We start from the raw sequence: 267 nt of genomic DNA, 5'->3' as shown, positions 1-267 counted from the left end.
CATTAGCTAAAGGTGACAATGCGACAGCGGCTGAAGTTCAAGCAGCGAAAGAAAAAGTAACCGCAGCTCAAGGTAAGTTGGACAAAGCGAAAGAGAAGTTAGTCGATAAAGCAGACAAGACAGCTCTAACGCAAGCGAATAATGCCTTAGGCAGCGAAATCACAAGTGCACCAGACACAGCTGACAAGCCAGCAAGCAAAGTGACTGCCTATAACGACGCTAAGCAAAAAGCAGAAGCAGCGAAGGAAGCAGCGGAAGCTGTAATAG

At 47.2% G+C, this 267-nt stretch carries 1 pseudogene; it reads left to right on the top strand.

Annotation, left to right across the window (positions count from 1 at the left end):
- Window positions 1–267: pseudogene (locus HT711_RS10935) on the top strand (peptidase); the annotation flags it as partial.

It is taken from the genome of Streptococcus sp. 1032 (assembly GCF_013277015.1).
Taxonomy (GTDB): Bacteria; Bacillota; Bacilli; order Lactobacillales; family Streptococcaceae; genus Streptococcus.
The sequence above is the reverse complement of the archived record's forward strand: the minus strand, read 5'-3'. Positions and strand labels throughout refer to the sequence as shown.